We start from the raw sequence: 18,917 nt of genomic DNA on the forward strand, positions 1-18,917 counted from the left end.
GCGCTTGCCGTGGGCCTTTTTGCCACTCGCGCCGCTTATTTGCTATTCATCTTTGATTTAGGTGCTAAGATTACTACCAAAGAAAAATAAAATCTACTACTTAGTAACTTTAGCTACCAATGAGTATTTTCGGCAAACTGAGCTTCAAGGACCAAGCCTACAAATTACGGGAGAACGCCATCCTGGATGCCGCCACGTCCGTCCTGGGCAGCAAGGGCTATGACCTGATGACCATGGACGACGTGGCCGGTGCAGTGGGCATCTCCAAGCCCAGCCTGTACAAGCATTTCAAGTCCAAGGAAGAGTTGATCGGCGAGACCATGATCCGTCTCGTCGATGGGGCGATCGACCAGCTGGCGCAGCTGGAGCCGGTTCCCAGCCCGCGCGGCAAGCTCGAAGCGATGCTGGAATGGGCGCTGCGGGTGCGCCTGGAGGGCGGCCTGCCCTTCCTGCCCTCGACCAGCGCGCATGTGCGCGAGATGCTCATGCGCAACGTGAAATACGTCATGCGCGTGCTCAAGCTGAACGGGCAACTGGAAAAGCTGGTGAAGGATGCGCAGAAAAACGGCGAGATTGATGCCGCCCTGCCCAGTGATGTGGTGTTGTACAGCTACTACGCCCGCACCTGTGACCCGGCCGTGGATTACCTGCAGAAGTTCAGCAAGATGAGCACCGACGAGATCGTGAAATACATGCTGCACGTGGCCTTCAACGGCTTCACGAAGTAAAGGGCAGGCGCGCCGCGGCCAGCGGCGGCACCCGCCCTTTTCTGCTCTGCGGTATTACAAACCGTAGCAGCGCGCTGCGGTCCCGCCCCATAGCTGCTCCTGTTCCGCTGCCGACAGGCGCGTGGCCGCCCACTCGCGGACCACGCCCGCCACCGTCGCATAGGACGCCGCCAGCAGACACACCGGCCAGTCCGAGCCAAACATCAGGCGCTGCGGCCCGAAGGCTTCCAGCGCCGTATCCAGGCACAGGGCAATATTGTCGTAATCCTTCTGTCGCAATCCGCGCAGCCAATCCGCCTCGGTGACCAGCCCGGACAACTTGCAGGCCACATGCGGCATGGCGGCCAGTGCGCGCAGCTGGCGCTTCCATCCATTGAAGGAAGCTTCACTTCGCCCGAAATCCACGAGGGCCGGCTTGCCCAGGTGATCCAGCACCAGCCAGTGGCGGTCATGGCGTGCACAGAAGGCCTGCACCTCGGCCATCTGCCGGGCATGGATCAGCACTTCATACACCAGGCCCTGCTGCTGCAGCCACTTGATGCCGGCATTGAAGGCGGGGGCCTCGACGAAGGCGGTGACGTCGGCTTCATCCTGGATCTGATGACGGAAGCCGACCAGCTTGTCCCGTCCCCATTGCGCCACGTTGGCAGCCAGGTGCGGCGAGGACAGATCCTCCCAGCCCACCACGCCGGCGATGCGGCGATCAGCACGCGCCAAGTCCAGCAGGAAGCCGGTTTCTTCACGTCCCACGCGGGCCTGCACCGCAATGGAGGCATGCAGCCCTTCGGCATCCAGCACCGGATGCAGCTGCCCTGGCAGACGATCACAGGCCAGCAGTTCCATGCCCTTGCCGATCCAGGGATAGTCGTCGGCGCGATAGCGCCAGAAATGCTGATGGGCGTCGATGCGAAGGGGTTTCATGGCGCGGTCTCGGGAGGGAGGAGGAGAATGAAGCGTCTCCGCATCTCTTAGTTTTTTCTGGATGAAAACTTAGAAACGGGAAAGCAGAAACTTAAGGATTTCCCCGGATCACTCCGGGGAAACCACTGAACATCGGACCGGATCAGTCGTACAGCACTTCCTTGATCTTGGGGTCATCGATGTTGCTCTTGTCGTACCAGTAGAAGCCGGTATCGATGACCTTGGGCAGCTTCTCGCCCTTGATCGCCTTGACCGCCGCTTCCACGGTCTTGTAGCCGATCCCCACCGGGTTCTGGGTGATGGCACCAGCCATCAGGCCGTCGCGGATCGCATCCTTCTGCTGCTTGCCGGAGTCATAGCCGATGATGATGATCTTGCGCTTCATCTCCTTGACACCATTGACCACGCCGATGGCCGAGCCTTCGTTGGTACCGAAGACGCCCTTGATCTTGGGATAGGCCTGCAGGATGGATTTGGTGACCTCGGTCGACTTCAGCTGGTCGCCCGCGCCGTATTGCACGCTGACCACCTTGATCTTGGGATAGTTGGCCTTGATGCGCTCCAGGAAGCCATCGCGGCGATCCACGCCGGTACGGCTGGTCTGGTCGTGTGCCACCACGGCGACTTCGCCTTCCTTGCCGATCAGCTCGGCCATCTTGTCGGCCGCCAGCGCCGCAGCGGCACGGTTGTCGGTGGTGGCGGTGGTGACGGGGATGTCGCTGTCCACGCCCGAGTCAAAGGCGACCACCGGGATCTTGGCGGCTTGCGCCTTCTTCAGCAGCGGAATCGCCGCCTTGCTGTCCAGCGCGGCAAAGCCGATGGCTTGCGGCTTCTTGGCCAGGGCGGCAGAGAGCATGTCGATCTGCTTGTCGACCATGGCTTCGGTTTCCGGACCTTCGAAGGTCACCTTCACCTTCAGGTCCTTGCCGGCCTGGTCGGCACCGGCTTTCACGGCCTGCCAGAACTGGTGCTGGAAGCCCTTGGAAATGAGCGGCACATACACTTCCTGCGCGTGCGCAGCCGAAGTGCCGACGGCGAAGGCCAGACCCAGGGCAGCGGCCAGTAACTTGTTCTTGAACACGGTACGTCTCCTTTTGTTATCGATGATGGAGTGCCGGAAATGGCGCTTCCGGCGGGGCTTGCATTGCTACGAAGAAATCGTTTCAGGCGCGGCGGCGACGGCGCAGGATGTCAAGATACACGGCCAGGATGATGATGACGCCGGTCACCACCGTCTGCCACTCCTGCGCCACCGACATGATGCGCAGGCCGTTGACCAGCACGCTCATGATGAAGGCACCGATGATGGTCCCCAGGATGGTGCCGGTTCCGCCCGAGAGCGAGGTACCGCCGATCACCACGGCGGCAATCGCATCCAGCTCGTAACCCTGGCCCAGCGCAGGCTGCGCCGAATTCAGGCGGGAGGCGATGATCAGGCCGGCGATGCCGCAGATGGCTCCCGAGAAGGTATAGACCGCGACCTTCCAGAAATCCACCTTCACGCCCGACAGGCGCAGTGCTTCCTCATTGCTGCCCAGGGCAAAGGTATAGCGGCCGAACACCGTCTTGTTGAGGATGACGGAAGCACCGATGGCGACGATGAACAAGATCAGCACCGCATTGGGAATCGGCAGCGAGGGAATCAGGTCACCAATCAGCGAATCCTGGGCGATGGCCGAGAAACCCTCGGTATCGTTGAAGTAGATCGGACGCGTGCCGGAGATCACCAGCGACAGGCCCTTCAACAGCATCATCATGCCCAGCGTGGCGATGAAGGGCGGCACCTTGAGCTTGGCGATCACCATGCCGGAAACCCAGCCCGAGAGCGCCCCGAAGAAGATCGCCGCAGCGATGCCCAACGGCAGCGGCATGCCCCAGTTGGTCAGCACCACCCCGGCCATGACGGCGCAGAAGGTCATCATGGTACCCACCGACAGGTCGATGCCGGAGGTGATGATGACGTAGGTGCAGGCGATGGCCAGCACGCCGTTGACGGCGGTGGACTGCAGGATGCTGACCAGGTTGTCCACCTCCATGAAGTTGGGCGAGGCGAAGCTGAAGAACAGGATCATCAGCAGCAGGCTGGCAAAGGCCAGCAGCTTCTGGCGTGCGGCCGGATTGAACAGGCGGGCGCGCAGGCCCGAGGGGGAAGCGGTGTTGGCCATGGTGGATGCGGAAGGGGCGGAGTGGATTTGGTTTGCCATGATCGGTCTGTCTCTCTTGTAATGTCTGGAGGCCCGGTGGCGCTTATTGCGCCACGGCCGATTCGCGCTGCGTGGCCAGTTGCATGATGTTTTCCTGGGTGGCATCGGCGCGCGCCAGTTCACCGGTCACGCGGCCCTCGCACATCACCAGGATGCGATGGCTCATGCGCAGCACCTCGGGCAACTCGGAGGAAATCATCACGATGGCCTTGCCCTGCTCGGCCAGCGCATCAAGCAGCTTGTAGATTTCGCTCTTGGCACCGATGTCGATGCCGCGCGTGGGCTCATCGAAGAACAGGATGTCGCAGTCGCGCAGCAGCCACTTGGCGATCACGATCTTCTGCTGGTTGCCGCCGGAGAGCAGGCGCGCCTGCTGTTCCACCGAGGGGGTCTTGATGGCCAGCTGGCGCACGTAGCCTTGCGCCACTTCACGAATCGCGCGCTGGTCCATGAAGCCGGCCTTGGTGAAACGGCCCATGCTGGAGAGCGCGATGTTGGCCTGCACGTCCATGCCCACGGCCAGTCCGAAATGCTTGCGGTCTTCCGACAGGTAGCCGATGCCATGCGCCACCGCATCGGCCGGCTGGCGGATCACGGCCTTGCCGCCGTGGATGATGATCTCGCCCGACTCCAGCGGATCGGCACCGAAAATGGCGCGCGCCACTTCCGTACGGCCGGCCCCCATGAGACCGGCGAAACCGAGGATCTCGCCCCGGCGCAATTTGAAGCTGACATCGCGGATGGCGCGGCCGCGATTGAGTCCGCGCACTTCCAATACCACTTCGTTGCCGGAGGTATCGGGCGGCATGCGTTGCTCGCCATCGAGCGCGCGGCCCACCATCATGGAAATGATGGTGTCCATGGAGGTGCCCTGCATCGGCACGGTGGCGATGTACTTGCCATCGCGCATGACGCTGACGCGATCGGCGATCTGGCGCAGTTCATCCATCTTGTGCGAGATGTAGACGATGCCCACGCCCTGCGCCTGCAGATCGCGGATGATGCGGAACAGTTCGGCGATTTCGGCGTTGTTGAGCGCGGCGGTCGGTTCATCCATGATGAGCACGCGCGAATCGAAGGACAGCGCCTTGGCGATTTCCACCATCTGCTGGCGCGCCACGGTCAGGTCGCCGACCGGCGTGCGCGGATCCATCTCGAGCCGCATGCGGGCGAAGATGGCGGCGGCCTGGCGGTTCAGTTGCTCTTCATCGATGATGAGACCGAAACCCTTGCGCGGCTCGCGGCCGATGAAGATGTTCTGCGCGGCCGACAGGTGATTCATCAGGTTCAGTTCCTGATGGATGATGCCGATGCCCAAGGCCTGCGCCTGGCGCGGCTCGGCGATCTCCACCGGTTTTCCGTCGAGCAGGATGTCGCCGCTGTCGCGCTGGTAGACGCCGGAGAGGATCTTCATCAGCGTGGATTTGCCGGCACCGTTCTCGCCCATCAGGGCGTGGACTTCACCGGCCACCAGTTCGAACTGGCAATTGTCCAGCGCCAGCACGCCGGGAAAGCGCTTGCTGACATTGCGCAGGGCGATCAGCGGTGTAGCCGATGCCGATGCCGCTGCGCGGGCTTGTGTCTCGTGTTCTTGTTGCATGCTCACCTCGGATGCGGATGCAGTGCTGGCCGGAACAGGTCCTGGCCATCGTTTGCGCGACTCTGCGGTCGCTGCTGTTCGGGGACTACGGTCTTGCGTGCTGCCTGCTGCTACCTGCTGCTACCTACTGTACCGCCTTGCGAAAAACTTAGAAAGCGATTTGCAAAAAACTAAACTTTGCTGCAATGGAAACTTAATCTTTTTCGTCTTCCTGCGCGGACAGATCGAAGATGCGCGTCATCGGCACCCACTTCTCTCCGGCCGGCGTCCAGGGTGTCGCAGCCTGGAAGCGCCACATCAGCGCTTCCCACGCCTGCACCTTGGGATCACGCTCGCTGGCCGCTGCCATGGCGGCGGCGTCGAACACCGCGTCATCGGTCTCCATCACCATCACCATGCGCGTACCGAGACGATGGATCTCCATCCCGGTCACGCCCTGTCGGCGCAAATGGGCGGCGATCTCGGGCCAGATGCGCTGATGGTGCTGTTCATACTCGGCGATCAGCGCGGGATCATCCTTCAGATCGAGGGCCAGCACGGTACGCATGGCGGCCTCAGGTCAGGGCGCGGTCGAGATGGGTATAGCCCCCATCGACGAACACCAATTGCCCGGTGGTATGCGAGGAGCGGCCCGAGAGCAGGAACACGGCCATGTCGGCCATTTCCTCGGAGGTCGTGAAACGCTTGCCGAGCGGGATCTTGCTGGTGATGGCGTCCAGCTTCTCCTGCGGATTCTCGAAAGTGGCGATCCACTTCTCGTAGAGCGGGGTCATGACTTCCGCCGGTATCAAGGCATTGACGCGCACGCCGTCATCACGCAAGGCGGCAGCCCATTCGCGGGTCAGCGACAGCTGCGCGCCCTTGGAGGCGCAATAGCCACTGGTGTTGCCCTGGCCGGTGAGGGCCGTCTTGGAAGAGACGTTCAGGATCGCGCCGCGCGTGGCCTTCAGGTGCGGCACGCAGTAATGCGCCATCACGTAGTAGTGGATCAGGTTGCGTTCCAGCGAAGCGACGAACTCATTGCGCCCCGCATCCAGGCCTACGCTGTCATTGACGCCGGCGTTGTTGACCAGGCCATCGAGACGGCCAAAGCGGCGCACGGTCTCGGCCACGGCCTCGCCGCAGCGCGCCTCGTCCTGCAATTCCAGCTGGAACAGCGCAGCGCGCGGCTGCAGTCCGGTTAGCCGCGCCCAGAACTGCGGGTCCGGTTCGCTGCGCGCGAACACCACGGGAATCGCGCCTTCGGCGGCCAGTTGCAGGCTGATCGCGCCGCCGATGCCGGAGGCGCCGCCGGTCACGATGACGACCTTGTCTTGCAGGTTCAAATCCACATCAGTCTCCGTTTTCGTTCATCTTGTCGTGGTGGATGCAGTCTCAACCCCGGAAGCGGTACTGCTCCAGTGAAGCGGGCTTCATTTCGATCGAAAACCCCGGCAGGCTGGGCGGCATGTAGGCCGCGTTGCGGATCACGCAGGGATCGACGAAGTGCTCGTGCAGGTGGTCCACGTATTCGGTCACGCGCCCTTCCTTGCTGCCGGAGATGCACAGGTAGTCGATCATCGACAGGTGCTGCACATATTCGCACAGGCCCACGCCACCCGCATGCGGGCAGACTACCTTGCCATATTTCGCGGCCATCAGCATGACGGCCAGGATTTCATTGACGCCACCTAGACGGCAGGAATCGATCTGCACCACATCGATGGCATCGCGCATGATGAACTGCTTGAACAGCACGCGGTTCTGGCACATCTCGCCGGTGGCGACCTTGACCGCGCCGATGCCGGCGCGGATCTTGCGATGGCCCTCCACATCATCCGGGCTGGTCGGCTCCTCGATGAACCAGGGTTGCGCAAAGGCCAATTCATTGACCCAGTCGATGGCCTGATCCACTTCCCACACCTGGTTGGCATCGATCATCAGATTGCGGTCCGGGCCCAGCACTTCGCGGGCGATGCGCACGCGGCGCTTGTCGTCTTCCAGGTCGCGGCCGACCTTGAGCTTGACGTAATTGAAGCCCTGGTCGATGGCTTCCTGGCACAGGCGGCGCAGCTTGGCGTCGTCATAGCCCAGCCAGCCGGCCGAGGTGGTGTAGCAGGGATAGCCTTCCTGTTCCAGGATGCGCAGGCGTTCGGCCTTGCCGGCTTCCTTTTCGCGCAGCAGGGCCAGTGCTTCATCCGGGGTGATGCAATCGGTGATGTAGCGGAAATCGATGGTGCGCACCAGTTCCTCGGGCGACATGTCGGCCACCAGCTTCCACACCGGCTTGCCGGCCGCCTTGGCCCACAGGTCCCAGGCGGCATTGACCACTGCGCCGGTGGCCAGGTGGATCGCGCCCTTGTCCGGGCCGATCCAGCGCAGCTGGCTGTCAGAGGTGACGTGACGCCAGAAGCGGCCCATGTCGGCGGCGATCCAGTCCAGGTCCAGCCCCACCACCAAATGCTCCATGGCGCGGATGGCGGCACAGCAGATCTCGTTGCCGCGACCGATGGTGAAGGTCAGGCCGTGGCCCTTCAGTTGCTCATTGTCGGTATCGAGGATGACGTAGGCGGCGGAGTAATCCGGATCCGGATTCATCGCATCCGACCCATCCAGCGATTGCGAAGTGGGGAAGCGTACGTCCAGCACGCGCAGGGCAGTAATCTTGGTCATCGGTCTCTAGCGTGGATGCCGCTGCGGTGGCGTGCCGCAATCGGCGGGCCATCCGTGGCGGACAGCCTGGGGTGATCGTCTCCGGGGCCAGGCCCCTCTTTTGTTTTCTCTCACAAGTAAAATATCATTTCATCTGTGAGTACCAGAGCATAACCTTGATTATCCTCCCATTGCCGGGCCAGTCCGATGAAGTTTCCGACCTGACCGATATCGATTTTGGGATGACGAGGCAAGGTCAAGAGATCATGCATGAAAAATTATTTTACGAATAAAATGGATTTTTCATCAAAATCCCCTACAATCCGGCCCCAGAAAAGCCTGCTTTTGCGATCTACCGTCCCCTGTCGCACCCGGAAAACGCCATGCCCAGAACCCGCAAACTCAATCCCGCCGAGGCTCCCGCCGTGCAGACGGCCGCCGACCACGAAGAGGACAGCGCCGCCGGCAAGACGCGCTACGCCGCGCCGGCACTGGACAAGGGACTGGATATCCTGGAGTTGCTGAGCCGCTCGGAACAGATGCTGACCCTGAACCAGATCTCGCGGCAACTGGGACGCAGCGTCAATGAGATCTTCCGCATGGTGGTCACGCTGGAACAGCGCGGTTACCTGGTGGCCGACAACGACCATTACCGGCTCTCGCTGAAACTGTTTGAGCTGGCCCATCATCATCAGCCGATCCGCTCGCTGGTGAGCACCGCCCTGCCCCACATGCGCGAGCTGGCCAATCGCTCCATGCAGTCCACCCACCTGACGGTCTACGAAGCGGGCCGCGTGATCGTGGTGGCGCAGGTCGACAGCCCCGAACGCTGGGCGTTCGGACTGAAGGTCGGGGCGCTGGTGAGCCTGACCGACACCGCATCCGGCCACGTGTTGCTGGCCTTCCGCGATGAAGCCGAACGCGCCAGCATGCTGGCCGCGCACGTGCGCATGGATGGCGAACAGGAAATCGAGACGGCGCAACTGATGCGCCAGATCGAGGACACGCGCAAACGCGGCCACTCGCGCATGGAAAGCCGGCAGATCCGTGGCGTGATCAACCTGTCCTATCCGGTGATGGGGGCCAACAACCGCATGCTGGCGGCCTTGAACGTGCCCTATATCGAACGCATCGACAAGAAGGTCAATCCCAGCCTGGACGAGGTGCAAGGCATCGTCCAGGAAATCTCGGCACGGCTGTCGCGGCTGATGGGGGATTCGAGTTTCGGGTCCTGAAGCGAACCCGATGAAAGGATGGCGTGGGGAGCGCAAGCCCCACGCCGCAGACGGCTTCAGCCGGCGAAACGCACTTCAGGCAAGCCGCGCACATCGAGATGCGGCGCGCTGAACAAGCCACCGGCCAGCTTGTCTTGCGCGCGCTGTTCGGCGCTCATGCCTTCGTGCGCCGTGGTCACGAACAAGGTATCGAAGGTCGCCCCGCCGAAGGCCACACAGGACGGCTGCGCCGTCGGCACTTCGACGATGCGGTCAATGCTGCCATCGGGCGCGAAGCGCACCACGCGCGCACCACCCCACTGGGCATTCCACAGGTACCCCTCCGCATCGACGGTCGACCCATCGGGGCCGCCCGGCTGCTGCGCCAGATCGGCGAAGACGCGCTGATGGCTGACCGCGCCGCTGTCGGTGTCGTAATCACACACCATGATCTTGCCGGCCATGGAATCGCAGTGATACATCAGCTTGCCATCGAGGCTGAAGCAGATGCTGTTGGAAATGGCGATGCCCGGCAGCGCCAGGCGCTCCAGACTGAGGTCGGCATTGAGACGATAGAAGCTGGCGATGGGGTCGCGGCCTGCGTCCTCATTCAATGTTCCGAAGACGAAACGGCCCTGGCGATCGCAGCGGCCATCGTTGAGCCGCGTGGTCGGCAGGTCATCTTCGATGCGGCAGATCGGGCTGATGCTGCCGGTGTCCAGGTCGAAGAAGGCCAGACGCGATGCGAGCCCGATCAGCAGGCGCCGGGCATCGGCCGTGAAGGCAAAGCAGCACAGGCGTTCCGGCATGCTCCAGCTGCGCGTGGCACCGCTGGCCGGATCATGGTTCCACAGGCGGGAGGCGTGGATGTCGGTCCAGAAGACCGTCTGCGAGCGCTCGCACCAGAGTACTCCTTCGCCCAGTTCATGATGTCCATCGACCAGCAATTGCGCATTCATCGGGGTTCCGCCTGCAAATCAAGAAAATGAAATAAACAAGATAAACAATATAAATTGTTTTCGGCATGACTGCGGCAGATACCGGAAACGTCTGCCACAAACACAAAAAAGGGTGGGCTTGCGCCCACCCTCAACTACATCAAGACCACCTCAGGAAGGATTACATTACTGCTGTTCGTTGCATCAGAACGAGTGGGCGATACCGAAGTAACCGCCGGTCTGCTTCAGGCCCGACACGCCCAGGTTGCCGCCGTTTTCCAGCTGGTGGCTGGCACCGGTGCCGTTGCGGACGGTACCGACGTCAACGTACAGCAGGGTACGCTTGGACAGGAAGTAGTTCACGCCAGCCATGTACATGTTGGCAGTACCGCCGCCGTTGCCCACGCCGGCCGCATTGACCGAAGCGTTGTTGGCGTTGACGTGGAACCATGCGCCGACCAGCTGGAATTGCGGGGTCACGTCATAGTTCGCGCCGATCCAGTACTGGTTCGCACGATCCGGAGCACCGGCGACAGCGTCGTTGGCGCGCAGGTTTTCCCAGCCGGCGAACATCTTCAGCTTGTCGAACTTGTAGGTACCGCCGACGATCAGCTCCTTGGAGTGGCTCCAGATGTCGCTGTAGGCGCCGTTCGCATCGCGCACGGTGTCATAGATCACGCGCAGTTCCAGGCCGTTCTTCTGGTAGGCCAGCGAGATGCCGTCCTTGCGGCCGTCGCTGGAACCAGCGTTGGGCACGCCACCGTTGAACGAACCCGGCTTTTCGCCCAGGCTGGTCTGCAGGCCGACGGTGAAACCGCCCATGTCAGGGCTGTTGTACTCGATGATGTTCGATGCACCCGGCCAGTTGCGGCCGTTGACCAGGCTGGCAGTACCGATGGCTTGTTGGCCGGTCGGATCCAGGTACCAGATGTCGTTGTTGATGAACAGGTTCTTGCCGACCTTGATGGAACCGGCGGAAGCCGAGGACAGGCCGACGTAGGAACGGCGATTGAACAGTGCGGTACCGTTGCTGGTATCAGAACCGTTGAAGCTGCCCTTGGTCGAGTTGAAACCGGATTCCAGCAGGAAGAAGGCATTGGTACCGCCGCCCAGGTCTTCCGTGCCCTTGAAGCCGATCATGCTGGTGCCCCATTGGTTATTGGCAGCGCTCCAGCGAGTACCGGTGCCGTTGGCGCCGGCATTGGTCAGGAAGTCGACGCCGGCCACAACACGGCCGTAAATGGTGACACTGCTTTGCGCCTGCGCCTGTGCCGAGAACGCACCCATCAGCGCGAGCGCGCACAGGGTCTTTGCTCCAATAAAGGATGGCTTCACTTGCTTCATGAATAGTCTCCGTGGATATTGCCGTTTAAAATTTTTTTCGTCGGTGGGTTTGGCCGTGCAGCGTTGCACTTCAGACCCCTGGATCCTGACGGACTCCTGACAGTCTCCCAACTTGTTGTTTTTGATGCTGCCCGACCTTCTTCTCTTTCATCCCGCTGCTGTACTGGTTGTCTCCTGTACAGCCCGGAATGTGGCTAGATACTAAGTATTCGGTTCATGTCTTTCCAATGAAATCTTTAGCAATTCCGATATGCGATTTGATATCATCAATTCCTAATAAAAAAACGATTGAAAAAATTTAGAAAACCGTCCCCGGAGACTTATGAAAAACAGTGACCCGAACTGGTTTCTGCGGGCGCGATTGAAGACCCGTCAGCTCCTGCTGCTGATCGCTCTCGACGACACCCGCAACATCCACCGCGCCGCCAGCGAGCTGAACATGACGCAGCCGGCTGCTTCCAAGCAACTCAAGGACCTCGAAGACATGCTGGGCGTGTCCCTGTTCGAGCGCCTGCCGCGCGGCATGCGGCCCACCATCTATGGCGAGGCCATGATCCGCCATGCGCGCATGGCCCTGACCAGCCTGTCCAAGGCCCACGAGGACATCGTGGCCCTGAAGTCCGGCCTGTCCGGCCAGGTCGACGTGGGCGTGATCCTCTCGCCCGGCATGGCCCTGTTGCCGCCGGCCATCGCGCGGGTCAAGGAACAAGCCCCGATGTTGCGCATCGGCGTTGAAGTGGAAAGCAGCAACATCCTGCTCTCGCGCCTGCTGCATGGCGAGCTGGACTTCATCATCGGCCGCATCCTGGATGAGGAAGCCCGGGGCGGCCTGCTCTATGAAGAGCTGGCCGACGAGCCGGTGTGCGCCGTGGCGCGGGTGGGACATCCCTTCCACACCCGCACCGACCTGACCCTGGCCGACCTCGCCGGCGAGGCCTGGATCATGGCCCCCAAGGGCAGCATCCTGCGCGCACGCTGCGACCAGATGTTCCGCGAGCAAGGCCTGGCGCCGCCCTCCAACGTGGTCGACACCACCGCCATCCTGTTCATCACGAGCCTGCTGCAGCAGACCGATTTCATCTACGCCATGCCCACCGAAGTGGCGCGCTACTACACCCAGGCCCGCCTGATGGACATCCTGCCCATCGACCTGCCCTGCCGCATGGCCGGCTTCGGCATCATCACGCGCCAGGACAACCTGCTCTCGCCCGGGGCCAACCTGGTGCTGCAGTCCATCCGCGAAGTGGCGAAAATGATTTACTGATTCCCCCGCCTGCCCGGGCATGTGCCATGCCGGGGTCGGTTTCCTGCGCCGAGTTTTATTAAGAAATGTAAGGAAGCGTAAGCCTCTCTGAAAATGGCCGGAATCGCAGGAACAAAACTGAATTCACGCAACGCAAAACTTTAAAAAAACGCGGCAAAAAAAACAACACTTCAGGCAGGTAAAAAACTAAGTTTTTTCAAGCTGTCATACAGCTTTTTCCTGAAACTGCCTGGCTTCTGTTCCCGCTTCGACACTCTTTTGGCGTTTGCGCAAAATTTGCGCAAAAAAAGAGTCGCCATTTGGCGACTCTTTCTGGTCCGCAGCGCAGACGCGCTTCGTCAAACCGCTCACACCCAGCCGGCGTCGACGATGAATTCCTGCGCGGTACACATCGCGCTGTCGTCCGCCGCCAGGAACAGCACCATGCGCGCCAGGTGCCAGGGCAGCAGGTCACCCTGCAGGCATTGATTGCGGGCGATCGCCTTCTTGCCTTCTTCATCCAGCCACAGCTTGATCTGGCGTTCGGTCATGACCCAGCCCGGTGTCACGGTATTGACGCGGATCTTGTGCGGACCGAGGTCGCGCGCCAGGCCACGGGTCAGGCCCAGGGTCGAGGCCTTAGCCGTGGTATAGACCGGGAAGCCGCCACCGGACTGGTGCCAGCTGATCGAGCTGAAGTTGATGATGGAACCGCCGCCACGGCGTTTCATGCCTTCCACCACCGACTGCACGGCGAAGAAGGACGGACGCTGGTTGATGGCGATGCGGTCGTTCCAGTATTCCAGCGTCACTTCTTCCAGCTTGTGGCGCTGGTCATTGGCGGCATTGTTGACCAGCACGTCGAAGTCGCCCAGCTGTCCTTGCAGCTCGGCGATGGTCGCCTGGAAGGCGGGAATGTCGCGCAGGTCGCAATGACGGAACAGCGGCTTGGGGTGGCCGGCCGCCGCGATGTCATTGCACAGTGCTTCGCTGGCTTCGGTGGCGATATCGACGAAGGCCACATGCGCACCTTGTTGCGCAAACGCTTCGACGATGGCCGCACCGATGCCGGTGCCGCCGCCGGTGATGAAGACGCGCTTGCCCTTGAGGCTGGGGAAGTTCGCCAGTTGCACGTTCTGGGGAGTATTGCTCATGAGGTTTCCTTGCAGGCCGGTGCGCGCGCACAGCGCGGCACCGGCATCATGATGACGGGAAGAAGATCAGTGCGAGTGCTTGGGCACGGCCGCGCCACGGCAACCGACCAGGAAGTCGAAGTCGCAGCCTTCGTCAGCCTGCAGCACGCGGTCCACGTACAGGGACTGGTAACCGCCGGCCATCTCCGGTTTGCGTTCGGCCAGCACCTTGGCGCGTTCGGCCAGGCGGCGCTGCATCTCTTCTTCGCTGATGTCCAGCTGCAGCTTGCCGGCATAGGCGTCAAGTTCGATGAAGTCGCCATCCTGCACGATGCCCAGCGGACCGCCGGCAGCCGCTTCCGGCGCCACGTGCAGGATCACGGTGCCGTAGGCGGTACCGCTCATGCGCGCATCCGAAATGCGGACCATGTCCTTCACACCGGTAGCCAGCACCTTGGGCGGCAAGCCCATGTTGCCCACTTCAGCCATGCCCGGATAACCCTTGGGACCGACGTTCTTCATCACCAGCACGCAGCTGGCATCGACGTCCAGATCAGGATCGTTGATGCGTTCCTTGTAGTGCGCGAAGTCCTCGAAGACCACGGCGCGGCCGCGATGCTTCATCAGTTCAGGCGTAGCCGCCGACGGCTTCAGTACCGCGCCGCGCGGTGCCAGGTTGCCGCGCAGGATGCAGATGCCGCCGTCCTCGATCAGCGGCTTGGCCAGCGGGCGCACCACTTCATCGTTGTAGATCGGCGCATCCTTGACGTTGTCCCACATGGTCTGGCCGTTGACAGTCAGGGCATCCTTGTGCGGCAGCAGGTCGGCTTCGCCCATGCGGCGCAGCACGGCAGGCAGGCCGCCGGCGTAGTAGAACTCTTCCATCAGGTAGCGGCCCGAGGGCTGCAGGTCGACGATGGTCGGGGTGCCACGGCCGATGCGGGTCCAGTCTTCCAGCTCAAGGTCCACGCCGATCCGGCCGGCAATGGCCTTCAGGTGGATCACGGCATTGGTGGAACCACCGATGGCGGCGTTGGTGCGGATCGCATTCTCGAAGGCCTTGCGGGTCAGGATCTTGGACAGGGTCAGGCCTTCCCAGACCATGTCGACGATACGCATGCCGGACAAGTGCGCGAGAACATAGCGGCGCGCATCAACGGCCGGAATCGCCGCATTGTGCGGCAGCGACACGCCCAGCGACTCGGCCATGCAGGCCATGGTGGAGGCGGTGCCCATGGTGTTGCAGGTACCGGCCGAACGCGACATGCCGGCCTCAGCCGCCATGAAGTCGTGGATGGTGATTTCACCGGCCTTGACCTGTTCCGACAATTGCCACACCACGGTACCGGAACCGATGTCGCGGCCCTGGTGCTTGCCGTTGAGCATCGGGCCGCCGGTCACGACGATGGCCGGCACGTCGCAGCTGGCCGCGCCCATCAGCAGGGCCGGGGTGGTCTTGTCGCAGCCGGTCAGCAGCACCACGCCGTCGATCGGATTGCCGCGGATCGATTCTTCCACGTCCATGCTGGCCAGGTTACGGGTCAGCATGGCGGTCGGGCGCAGGTTGGATTCACCGTTGGAGAACACCGGGAATTCCACCGGGAAGCCGCCGGCTTCGATGATGCCGCGACGCACATGTTCGGCGATCTTGCGGAAGTGGGCGTTGCAGGGCGTCAGTTCCGACCAGGTGTTGCAGATGCCGATGACCGGCTTGCCCTGGAACTCGTGGTCGGGGATGCCCTGGTTCTTCATCCAGCTGCGGTACATGAAACCGTTCTTGTCGGCGGTACCGAACCAGCCGGCCGAGCGCAGGGTGCGGCTCTTGTCTTTTTTGTCGCTACTCATTGTTGAATTCCCGAATGACAGAAAACGAAGGATCTCGAAAAACGCTTGCACCCGAATGCAAAAGGCGGGCGCCAGGCCCGCCTTGCTTGATCCGGATTACTTGTTCTTGTTGTAGACGTCGAAGCAGACGGCCATCAGCAGGACCAGGCCCTTGATCATCTGCTGGTAGTCGATGCCGATGCCCATGATGGACATACCGTTGTTCATCACACCCATGATGAAGGCGCCGATGACTGCACCCATGACCTTGCCCACGCCGCCGGAAGCCGATGCGCCGCCGATGAAGCAGGCTGCGATCACGTCCAGTTCGAATCCCAGGCCCGCCTTGGGGGTGGCGGTGTTCAGACGCGCTGCGAAGATCAGGCCGGCCAGTGCCGCCAGCACGCCCATGTTGACGAAGGTGAAGAAGGACACGCGCTCGGTCTTGATGCCCGACAGCTTGGCCGCCTTTTCATTGCCGCCCACGGCGTAGACGCGGCGGCCCAGGGTGGTGCGGCTGGTGATGAAGGTGTAGAGCACCATCAGCGCGAACATGATGATGAGCACGTTGGGCATGCCGCGATAGGTCGACAGCAGGTAGCTGAAGGCGATGATGGCGATGGCGAAGACGCCGTTCTTGAGCAGGAAGAACATGGCCGGTTCATCTTCCATGCCATGCTTGGTCTGCTTGCGGCGGCCATGCAGCTTCACCAGGATCAGCACCACGGCGGCAATGATGCCGACGATCAGCGAGGTGGTGCGGAAGGTGGTGTTGTCGGTCAGCTCAGGGATGAAGCCCGAGGACAGCATCTGGAAGGTCTGCGGGAAGGGGCCCAGGGATTGGCCTTGCAGCAGTGCCAGCGCCATGCCCTTGAAGACCAGCATGCCGGCCAGGGTGACGATGAAGGACGGGATCTTGAAGTAGGCGATCCAGTAGCCCTGCGCTGCGCCGATCAGGGCGCCGGCGATCAGGCAGACGATGGAGGCCGGCACGAAGCCCCAGCCGTAATCCACCATCAGCACGGCGGCTAGTGCGCCGATCAGGCCCACCACCGAGCCCACCGACAGGTCGATGTGGCCGGCCACGATCACCATCAGCATGCCCAGCGCCATGATGACGATGTAGCTGTTCTGCAGGACCAGGTTGGTCAGGTTCAGCGGACGCATCAGCGTGCCGTCGGTCATGATCTGGAAGAAGGCCATGATGGCCACCAGCGACATCAGCATGCCGTATTCGCGCATGTTGTTCTTCAGGAAGCTGCCGTAGTCCTTCTTTTCGACGGCGCCGCTGGCGACGGCCGGTTTCTTGCTCATGTCAATGCTCTCCATTGTCTTGCTCCTCGGGTGCTCTCTGGTCTTGATGGACTTTATGGGTGATGCTGCCGGTTTGGCTCCGGCTTGATAATGGGTGTTCAGGCGGCTTGCGACAGGCCCGGATCATCAATGCGCTTGTTGCGCATGATGGCGCGCATGATGCTTTCCTGCGTGGCCTCGGCCTTGGGCAGGTGGCCCACGAACTGACCTTCGTTCATCACGTAGATGCGGTCGCACATGCCCAGCAGTTCCGGCATTTCCGAGGAGATCATGATGATGCACTTGCCCTCGGCCGCCAGCTTGCTGATGATGTTGTAGATCTCGAACTTGGCACCGACGTCGATGCCGCGCGTGGGTTCATCCAGGATCAGCACTTCCGGCTGGGAGAACAGCCACTTCGACAGCACCACCTTCTGCTGATTGCCGCCGGAGAGGTTGACCACCTTCTGCAGCACGCTGGAACAGCGGATGCGCATCTGCTGCTTGAAATCCGCAGCAATCTTGTACTCGCGCGCCTCGTCGATGACGGTGCGTTCGGAGACGCCGCCCAGATTGGCCAGCGAGATGTTCTTCTTGATGTCTTCTTCCAGCACCAGGCCATCGCCCTTGCGGTCTTCGGTGACGTAGGCGATGCCCTTGTCGATGGCCTTCTCGATGGTGGACAGGTCCACTTCCTTGCCGTGCAGGAAGGCCTGGCCGGTGATCTTCTTGCCGTAGGCACGGCCGAAGATGCTTTTGGCCAGCTCGGTACGTCCCGCACCCATCAGCCCGGCGATGCCGACGATCTCGCCAGCGCGCACGGTCATGTTGACGTCCTTGATGGCCAGGCGGTCCGAGTGCAGCGGGTGGTGTACACGCCAGTCGCGCACTTCAAAAATCACGTCGCCGATCTTGGGATCGCGCTGCGGATAGCGGTCGGCCATTTCGCGGCCCACCATGTGCTGGATGATGCGGTCTTCGCTGATCGGTTCAGCGCGGCAGTCGAAGGTATCGACCGTGGTGCCGTCGCGCAGCACGGTGATCGAATCGGCTACCTTGGAAATTTCGTTGAGCTTGTGCGAGATCAGGATCGAGGCGATGCCCTGGCGCTTCAGTTCCAGCAGCAGTTCCAGCAGCGCATCGGAGTCGCTTTCATTGAGGCTGGCGGTCGGCTCGTCCAGGATCAGCAGCTTGACTTCCTTGGAGAGCGCCTTGGCGATCTCGATCAACTGCTGCTTGCCCACACCGAGGTCACCGACCTTGGTCAGCGGGGATTCCTTCAGACCGACCTTGGCCAGCAGTTCCTTGGCGCGCACGTAGGATTGTTCCCAGTCGATCACGCCGCCGCGGGCTTGCTCGTTGCCGAGGAACAGGTTTTCCATCACCGACAGCAGCGGCACCAGCGCCAGCTCCTGGTGGATGATGATGATGCCCAGGTGTTCGCTGTCGCGGATATCCTTGAAGGCACGCACCTCACCCTTGTAGACGATATCGCCGGAATAGCTGCCGTGCGGGTAGACGCCCGAGAGCACCTTCATCAGCGTGGATTTGCCGGCGCCGTTTTCGCCGACGATCGCATGGATCTCGCCTTCGCGCACGGCCAGGTTGACGTTGTTCAACGCCTTCACACCCGGGAAGCTTTTCTCGATGCCGCGCATTTCCAGAATGTTGCTCATGATGCTGACCTCTCATTTGCCGGGCTTGCGTGGATCACGTAGCCGGACTTGTTTGTCTCTTGCGCGTTGCGGTGGGGCAAGCGCGACTTCCTGAAAGAAGGGCCTGTTCCCCTTCAATCTGTGAGATGCGTTGCTCCCAGAAGGCGGGCTGGCAAGGCGCGCGCTGCT

At 61.7% G+C, this 18,917-nt stretch carries 17 protein-coding genes; 4 read left to right on the forward strand and 13 right to left on the reverse strand.

What is annotated here, in order from left to right; all coding sequences use genetic code 11:
• Nucleotides 1–119 precede the first annotated feature (119 nt).
• Nucleotides 120–728 (forward strand): TetR/AcrR family transcriptional regulator, encoded by a 609-nt coding sequence (locus tag ACWHXP_RS15125; RefSeq protein ID WP_489624819.1) that lies wholly within the window; start codon nt 120–122, stop codon nt 726–728.
• A gap of 54 nt (nt 729–782) precedes the next feature.
• On the opposite strand, the gene ACWHXP_RS15130 is transcribed toward ACWHXP_RS15125, so the two are convergent.
• From ACWHXP_RS15130 to ACWHXP_RS15160, 7 genes are all read right to left on the reverse strand, one after another.
• Nucleotides 783–1,649 carry an L-fucono-1,5-lactonase gene (locus ACWHXP_RS15130; RefSeq protein ID WP_489635649.1) on the reverse strand — a complete coding sequence of 289 codons (867 nt, stop codon included), beginning with the start codon at nt 1,647–1,649 and terminating at the stop codon, nt 783–785.
• A gap of 142 nt (nt 1,650–1,791) precedes the next feature.
• Nucleotides 1,792–2,730, reverse strand: a complete 939-nt coding sequence (locus tag ACWHXP_RS15135) for a substrate-binding domain-containing protein (protein WP_121044353.1) — start codon at nt 2,728–2,730, stop codon at nt 1,792–1,794.
• An 82-nt stretch (nt 2,731–2,812) separates the two neighbouring features.
• On the reverse strand, nt 2,813–3,853 hold the full coding sequence (locus ACWHXP_RS15140) for an ABC transporter permease (protein WP_121044357.1): 1,041 nt from the start codon (nt 3,851–3,853) through the stop codon (nt 2,813–2,815).
• Nucleotides 3,854–3,896: 43 nt separating this feature from the next.
• A complete protein-coding gene (locus ACWHXP_RS15145) occupies nt 3,897–5,453 on the reverse strand; it encodes a sugar ABC transporter ATP-binding protein (RefSeq protein WP_252697358.1) in 1,557 nt (518 codons plus the stop codon).
• Between the two features lie 193 nt (nt 5,454–5,646).
• Nucleotides 5,647–6,000 carry an L-rhamnose mutarotase gene (locus ACWHXP_RS15150; RefSeq protein ID WP_489635648.1) on the reverse strand — a complete coding sequence of 118 codons (354 nt, stop codon included), beginning with the start codon at nt 5,998–6,000 and terminating at the stop codon, nt 5,647–5,649.
• Between the two features lie 7 nt (nt 6,001–6,007).
• Nucleotides 6,008–6,784 carry an SDR family oxidoreductase gene (locus ACWHXP_RS15155; RefSeq protein WP_489635647.1) on the reverse strand — a complete coding sequence of 259 codons (777 nt, stop codon included), beginning with the start codon at nt 6,782–6,784 and terminating at the stop codon, nt 6,008–6,010.
• 43 nt (nt 6,785–6,827) lie between these two features.
• Nucleotides 6,828–8,105 (reverse strand): L-fuconate dehydratase, encoded by a 1,278-nt coding sequence (locus ACWHXP_RS15160; RefSeq protein WP_121044366.1) that lies wholly within the window; start codon nt 8,103–8,105, stop codon nt 6,828–6,830.
• 11 nt (nt 8,106–8,116) lie between these two features.
• Between ACWHXP_RS15160 and ACWHXP_RS15165 the strand changes: the two genes are divergently transcribed.
• Nucleotides 8,117–8,377: a hypothetical protein gene (locus tag ACWHXP_RS15165; RefSeq protein ID WP_489635646.1), complete on the forward strand. Its 261-nt coding sequence runs from the start codon at nt 8,117–8,119 to the stop codon at nt 8,375–8,377.
• Nucleotides 8,378–8,467: 90 nt separating this feature from the next.
• Nucleotides 8,468–9,319 carry an IclR family transcriptional regulator gene (locus tag ACWHXP_RS15170; protein ID WP_039789097.1) on the forward strand — a complete coding sequence of 284 codons (852 nt, stop codon included), beginning with the start codon at nt 8,468–8,470 and terminating at the stop codon, nt 9,317–9,319.
• A gap of 56 nt (nt 9,320–9,375) precedes the next feature.
• Here the strand turns inward: ACWHXP_RS15170 and ACWHXP_RS15175 are convergent, their stop codons facing one another.
• Nucleotides 9,376–10,257 (reverse strand): SMP-30/gluconolactonase/LRE family protein, encoded by an 882-nt coding sequence (locus ACWHXP_RS15175; protein ID WP_209579638.1) that lies wholly within the window; start codon nt 10,255–10,257, stop codon nt 9,376–9,378.
• 183 nt (nt 10,258–10,440) lie between these two features.
• A complete protein-coding gene (locus tag ACWHXP_RS15180) occupies nt 10,441–11,580 on the reverse strand; it encodes a porin (RefSeq protein WP_489635645.1) in 1,140 nt (379 codons plus the stop codon).
• A gap of 322 nt (nt 11,581–11,902) precedes the next feature.
• Here ACWHXP_RS15180 and ACWHXP_RS15185 point away from each other — a divergent pair, with 322 nt between their 5' ends.
• A complete protein-coding gene (locus ACWHXP_RS15185) occupies nt 11,903–12,844 on the forward strand; it encodes a LysR family transcriptional regulator (RefSeq protein ID WP_252697361.1) in 942 nt (313 codons plus the stop codon).
• 347 nt (nt 12,845–13,191) lie between these two features.
• Here the strand turns inward: ACWHXP_RS15185 and ACWHXP_RS15190 are convergent, their stop codons facing one another.
• From ACWHXP_RS15190 to mmsA, 4 genes are all read right to left on the reverse strand, one after another.
• Nucleotides 13,192–13,977, reverse strand: a complete 786-nt coding sequence (locus ACWHXP_RS15190) for an SDR family NAD(P)-dependent oxidoreductase (RefSeq protein ID WP_039789823.1) — start codon at nt 13,975–13,977, stop codon at nt 13,192–13,194.
• A 66-nt stretch (nt 13,978–14,043) separates the two neighbouring features.
• Nucleotides 14,044–15,801 carry an IlvD/Edd family dehydratase gene (locus tag ACWHXP_RS15195; RefSeq protein ID WP_039789103.1) on the reverse strand — a complete coding sequence of 586 codons (1,758 nt, stop codon included), beginning with the start codon at nt 15,799–15,801 and terminating at the stop codon, nt 14,044–14,046.
• Between the two features lie 96 nt (nt 15,802–15,897).
• Complete coding sequence (gene mmsB / locus ACWHXP_RS15200; RefSeq protein ID WP_039789105.1) at nt 15,898–17,109, reverse strand: multiple monosaccharide ABC transporter permease; 1,212 nt, start codon at nt 17,107–17,109, stop codon at nt 15,898–15,900.
• An 83-nt stretch (nt 17,110–17,192) separates the two neighbouring features.
• Nucleotides 17,193–18,749: a multiple monosaccharide ABC transporter ATP-binding protein gene (mmsA, locus tag ACWHXP_RS15205; RefSeq protein WP_039789107.1), complete on the reverse strand. Its 1,557-nt coding sequence runs from the start codon at nt 18,747–18,749 to the stop codon at nt 17,193–17,195.
• Nucleotides 18,750–18,917: the final 168 nt, after the last annotated feature.

It is taken from the genome of Herbaspirillum sp. Her2 (assembly GCF_057961375.1).

Excerpts from the sequence above, each read along its gene's own strand:
- ACWHXP_RS15125 (WP_489624819.1), top strand. The coding sequence starts at position 120 with ATGAGTATTTTCGGCAAACTGAGCTTCAAGGACCAAGCCTACAAATTA.
- ACWHXP_RS15130 (WP_489635649.1), bottom strand. The coding sequence starts at position 1,649 with ATGAAACCCCTTCGCATCGACGCCCATCAGCATTTCTGGCGCTATCGC.
- ACWHXP_RS15140 (WP_121044357.1), bottom strand. The coding sequence starts at position 3,853 with ATGGCAAACCAAATCCACTCCGCCCCTTCCGCATCCACCATGGCCAAC.
- ACWHXP_RS15145 (WP_252697358.1), bottom strand. The coding sequence starts at position 5,453 with ATGCAACAAGAACACGAGACACAAGCCCGCGCAGCGGCATCGGCATCG.
- ACWHXP_RS15150 (WP_489635648.1), bottom strand. The coding sequence starts at position 6,000 with ATGCGTACCGTGCTGGCCCTCGATCTGAAGGATGATCCCGCGCTGATC.
- ACWHXP_RS15160 (WP_121044366.1), bottom strand. The coding sequence starts at position 8,105 with ATGACCAAGATTACTGCCCTGCGCGTGCTGGACGTACGCTTCCCCACT.
- ACWHXP_RS15170 (WP_039789097.1), top strand. The coding sequence starts at position 8,468 with ATGCCCAGAACCCGCAAACTCAATCCCGCCGAGGCTCCCGCCGTGCAG.
- ACWHXP_RS15175 (WP_209579638.1), bottom strand. The coding sequence starts at position 10,257 with ATGAATGCGCAATTGCTGGTCGATGGACATCATGAACTGGGCGAAGGA.
- ACWHXP_RS15180 (WP_489635645.1), bottom strand. The coding sequence starts at position 11,580 with ATGAAGCAAGTGAAGCCATCCTTTATTGGAGCAAAGACCCTGTGCGCG.
- ACWHXP_RS15185 (WP_252697361.1), top strand. The coding sequence starts at position 11,903 with ATGAAAAACAGTGACCCGAACTGGTTTCTGCGGGCGCGATTGAAGACC.
- ACWHXP_RS15190 (WP_039789823.1), bottom strand. The coding sequence starts at position 13,977 with ATGAGCAATACTCCCCAGAACGTGCAACTGGCGAACTTCCCCAGCCTC.
- ACWHXP_RS15195 (WP_039789103.1), bottom strand. The coding sequence starts at position 15,801 with ATGAGTAGCGACAAAAAAGACAAGAGCCGCACCCTGCGCTCGGCCGGC.
- mmsB (WP_039789105.1), bottom strand. The coding sequence starts at position 17,109 with ATGGAGAGCATTGACATGAGCAAGAAACCGGCCGTCGCCAGCGGCGCC.
- mmsA (WP_039789107.1), bottom strand. The coding sequence starts at position 18,749 with ATGAGCAACATTCTGGAAATGCGCGGCATCGAGAAAAGCTTCCCGGGT.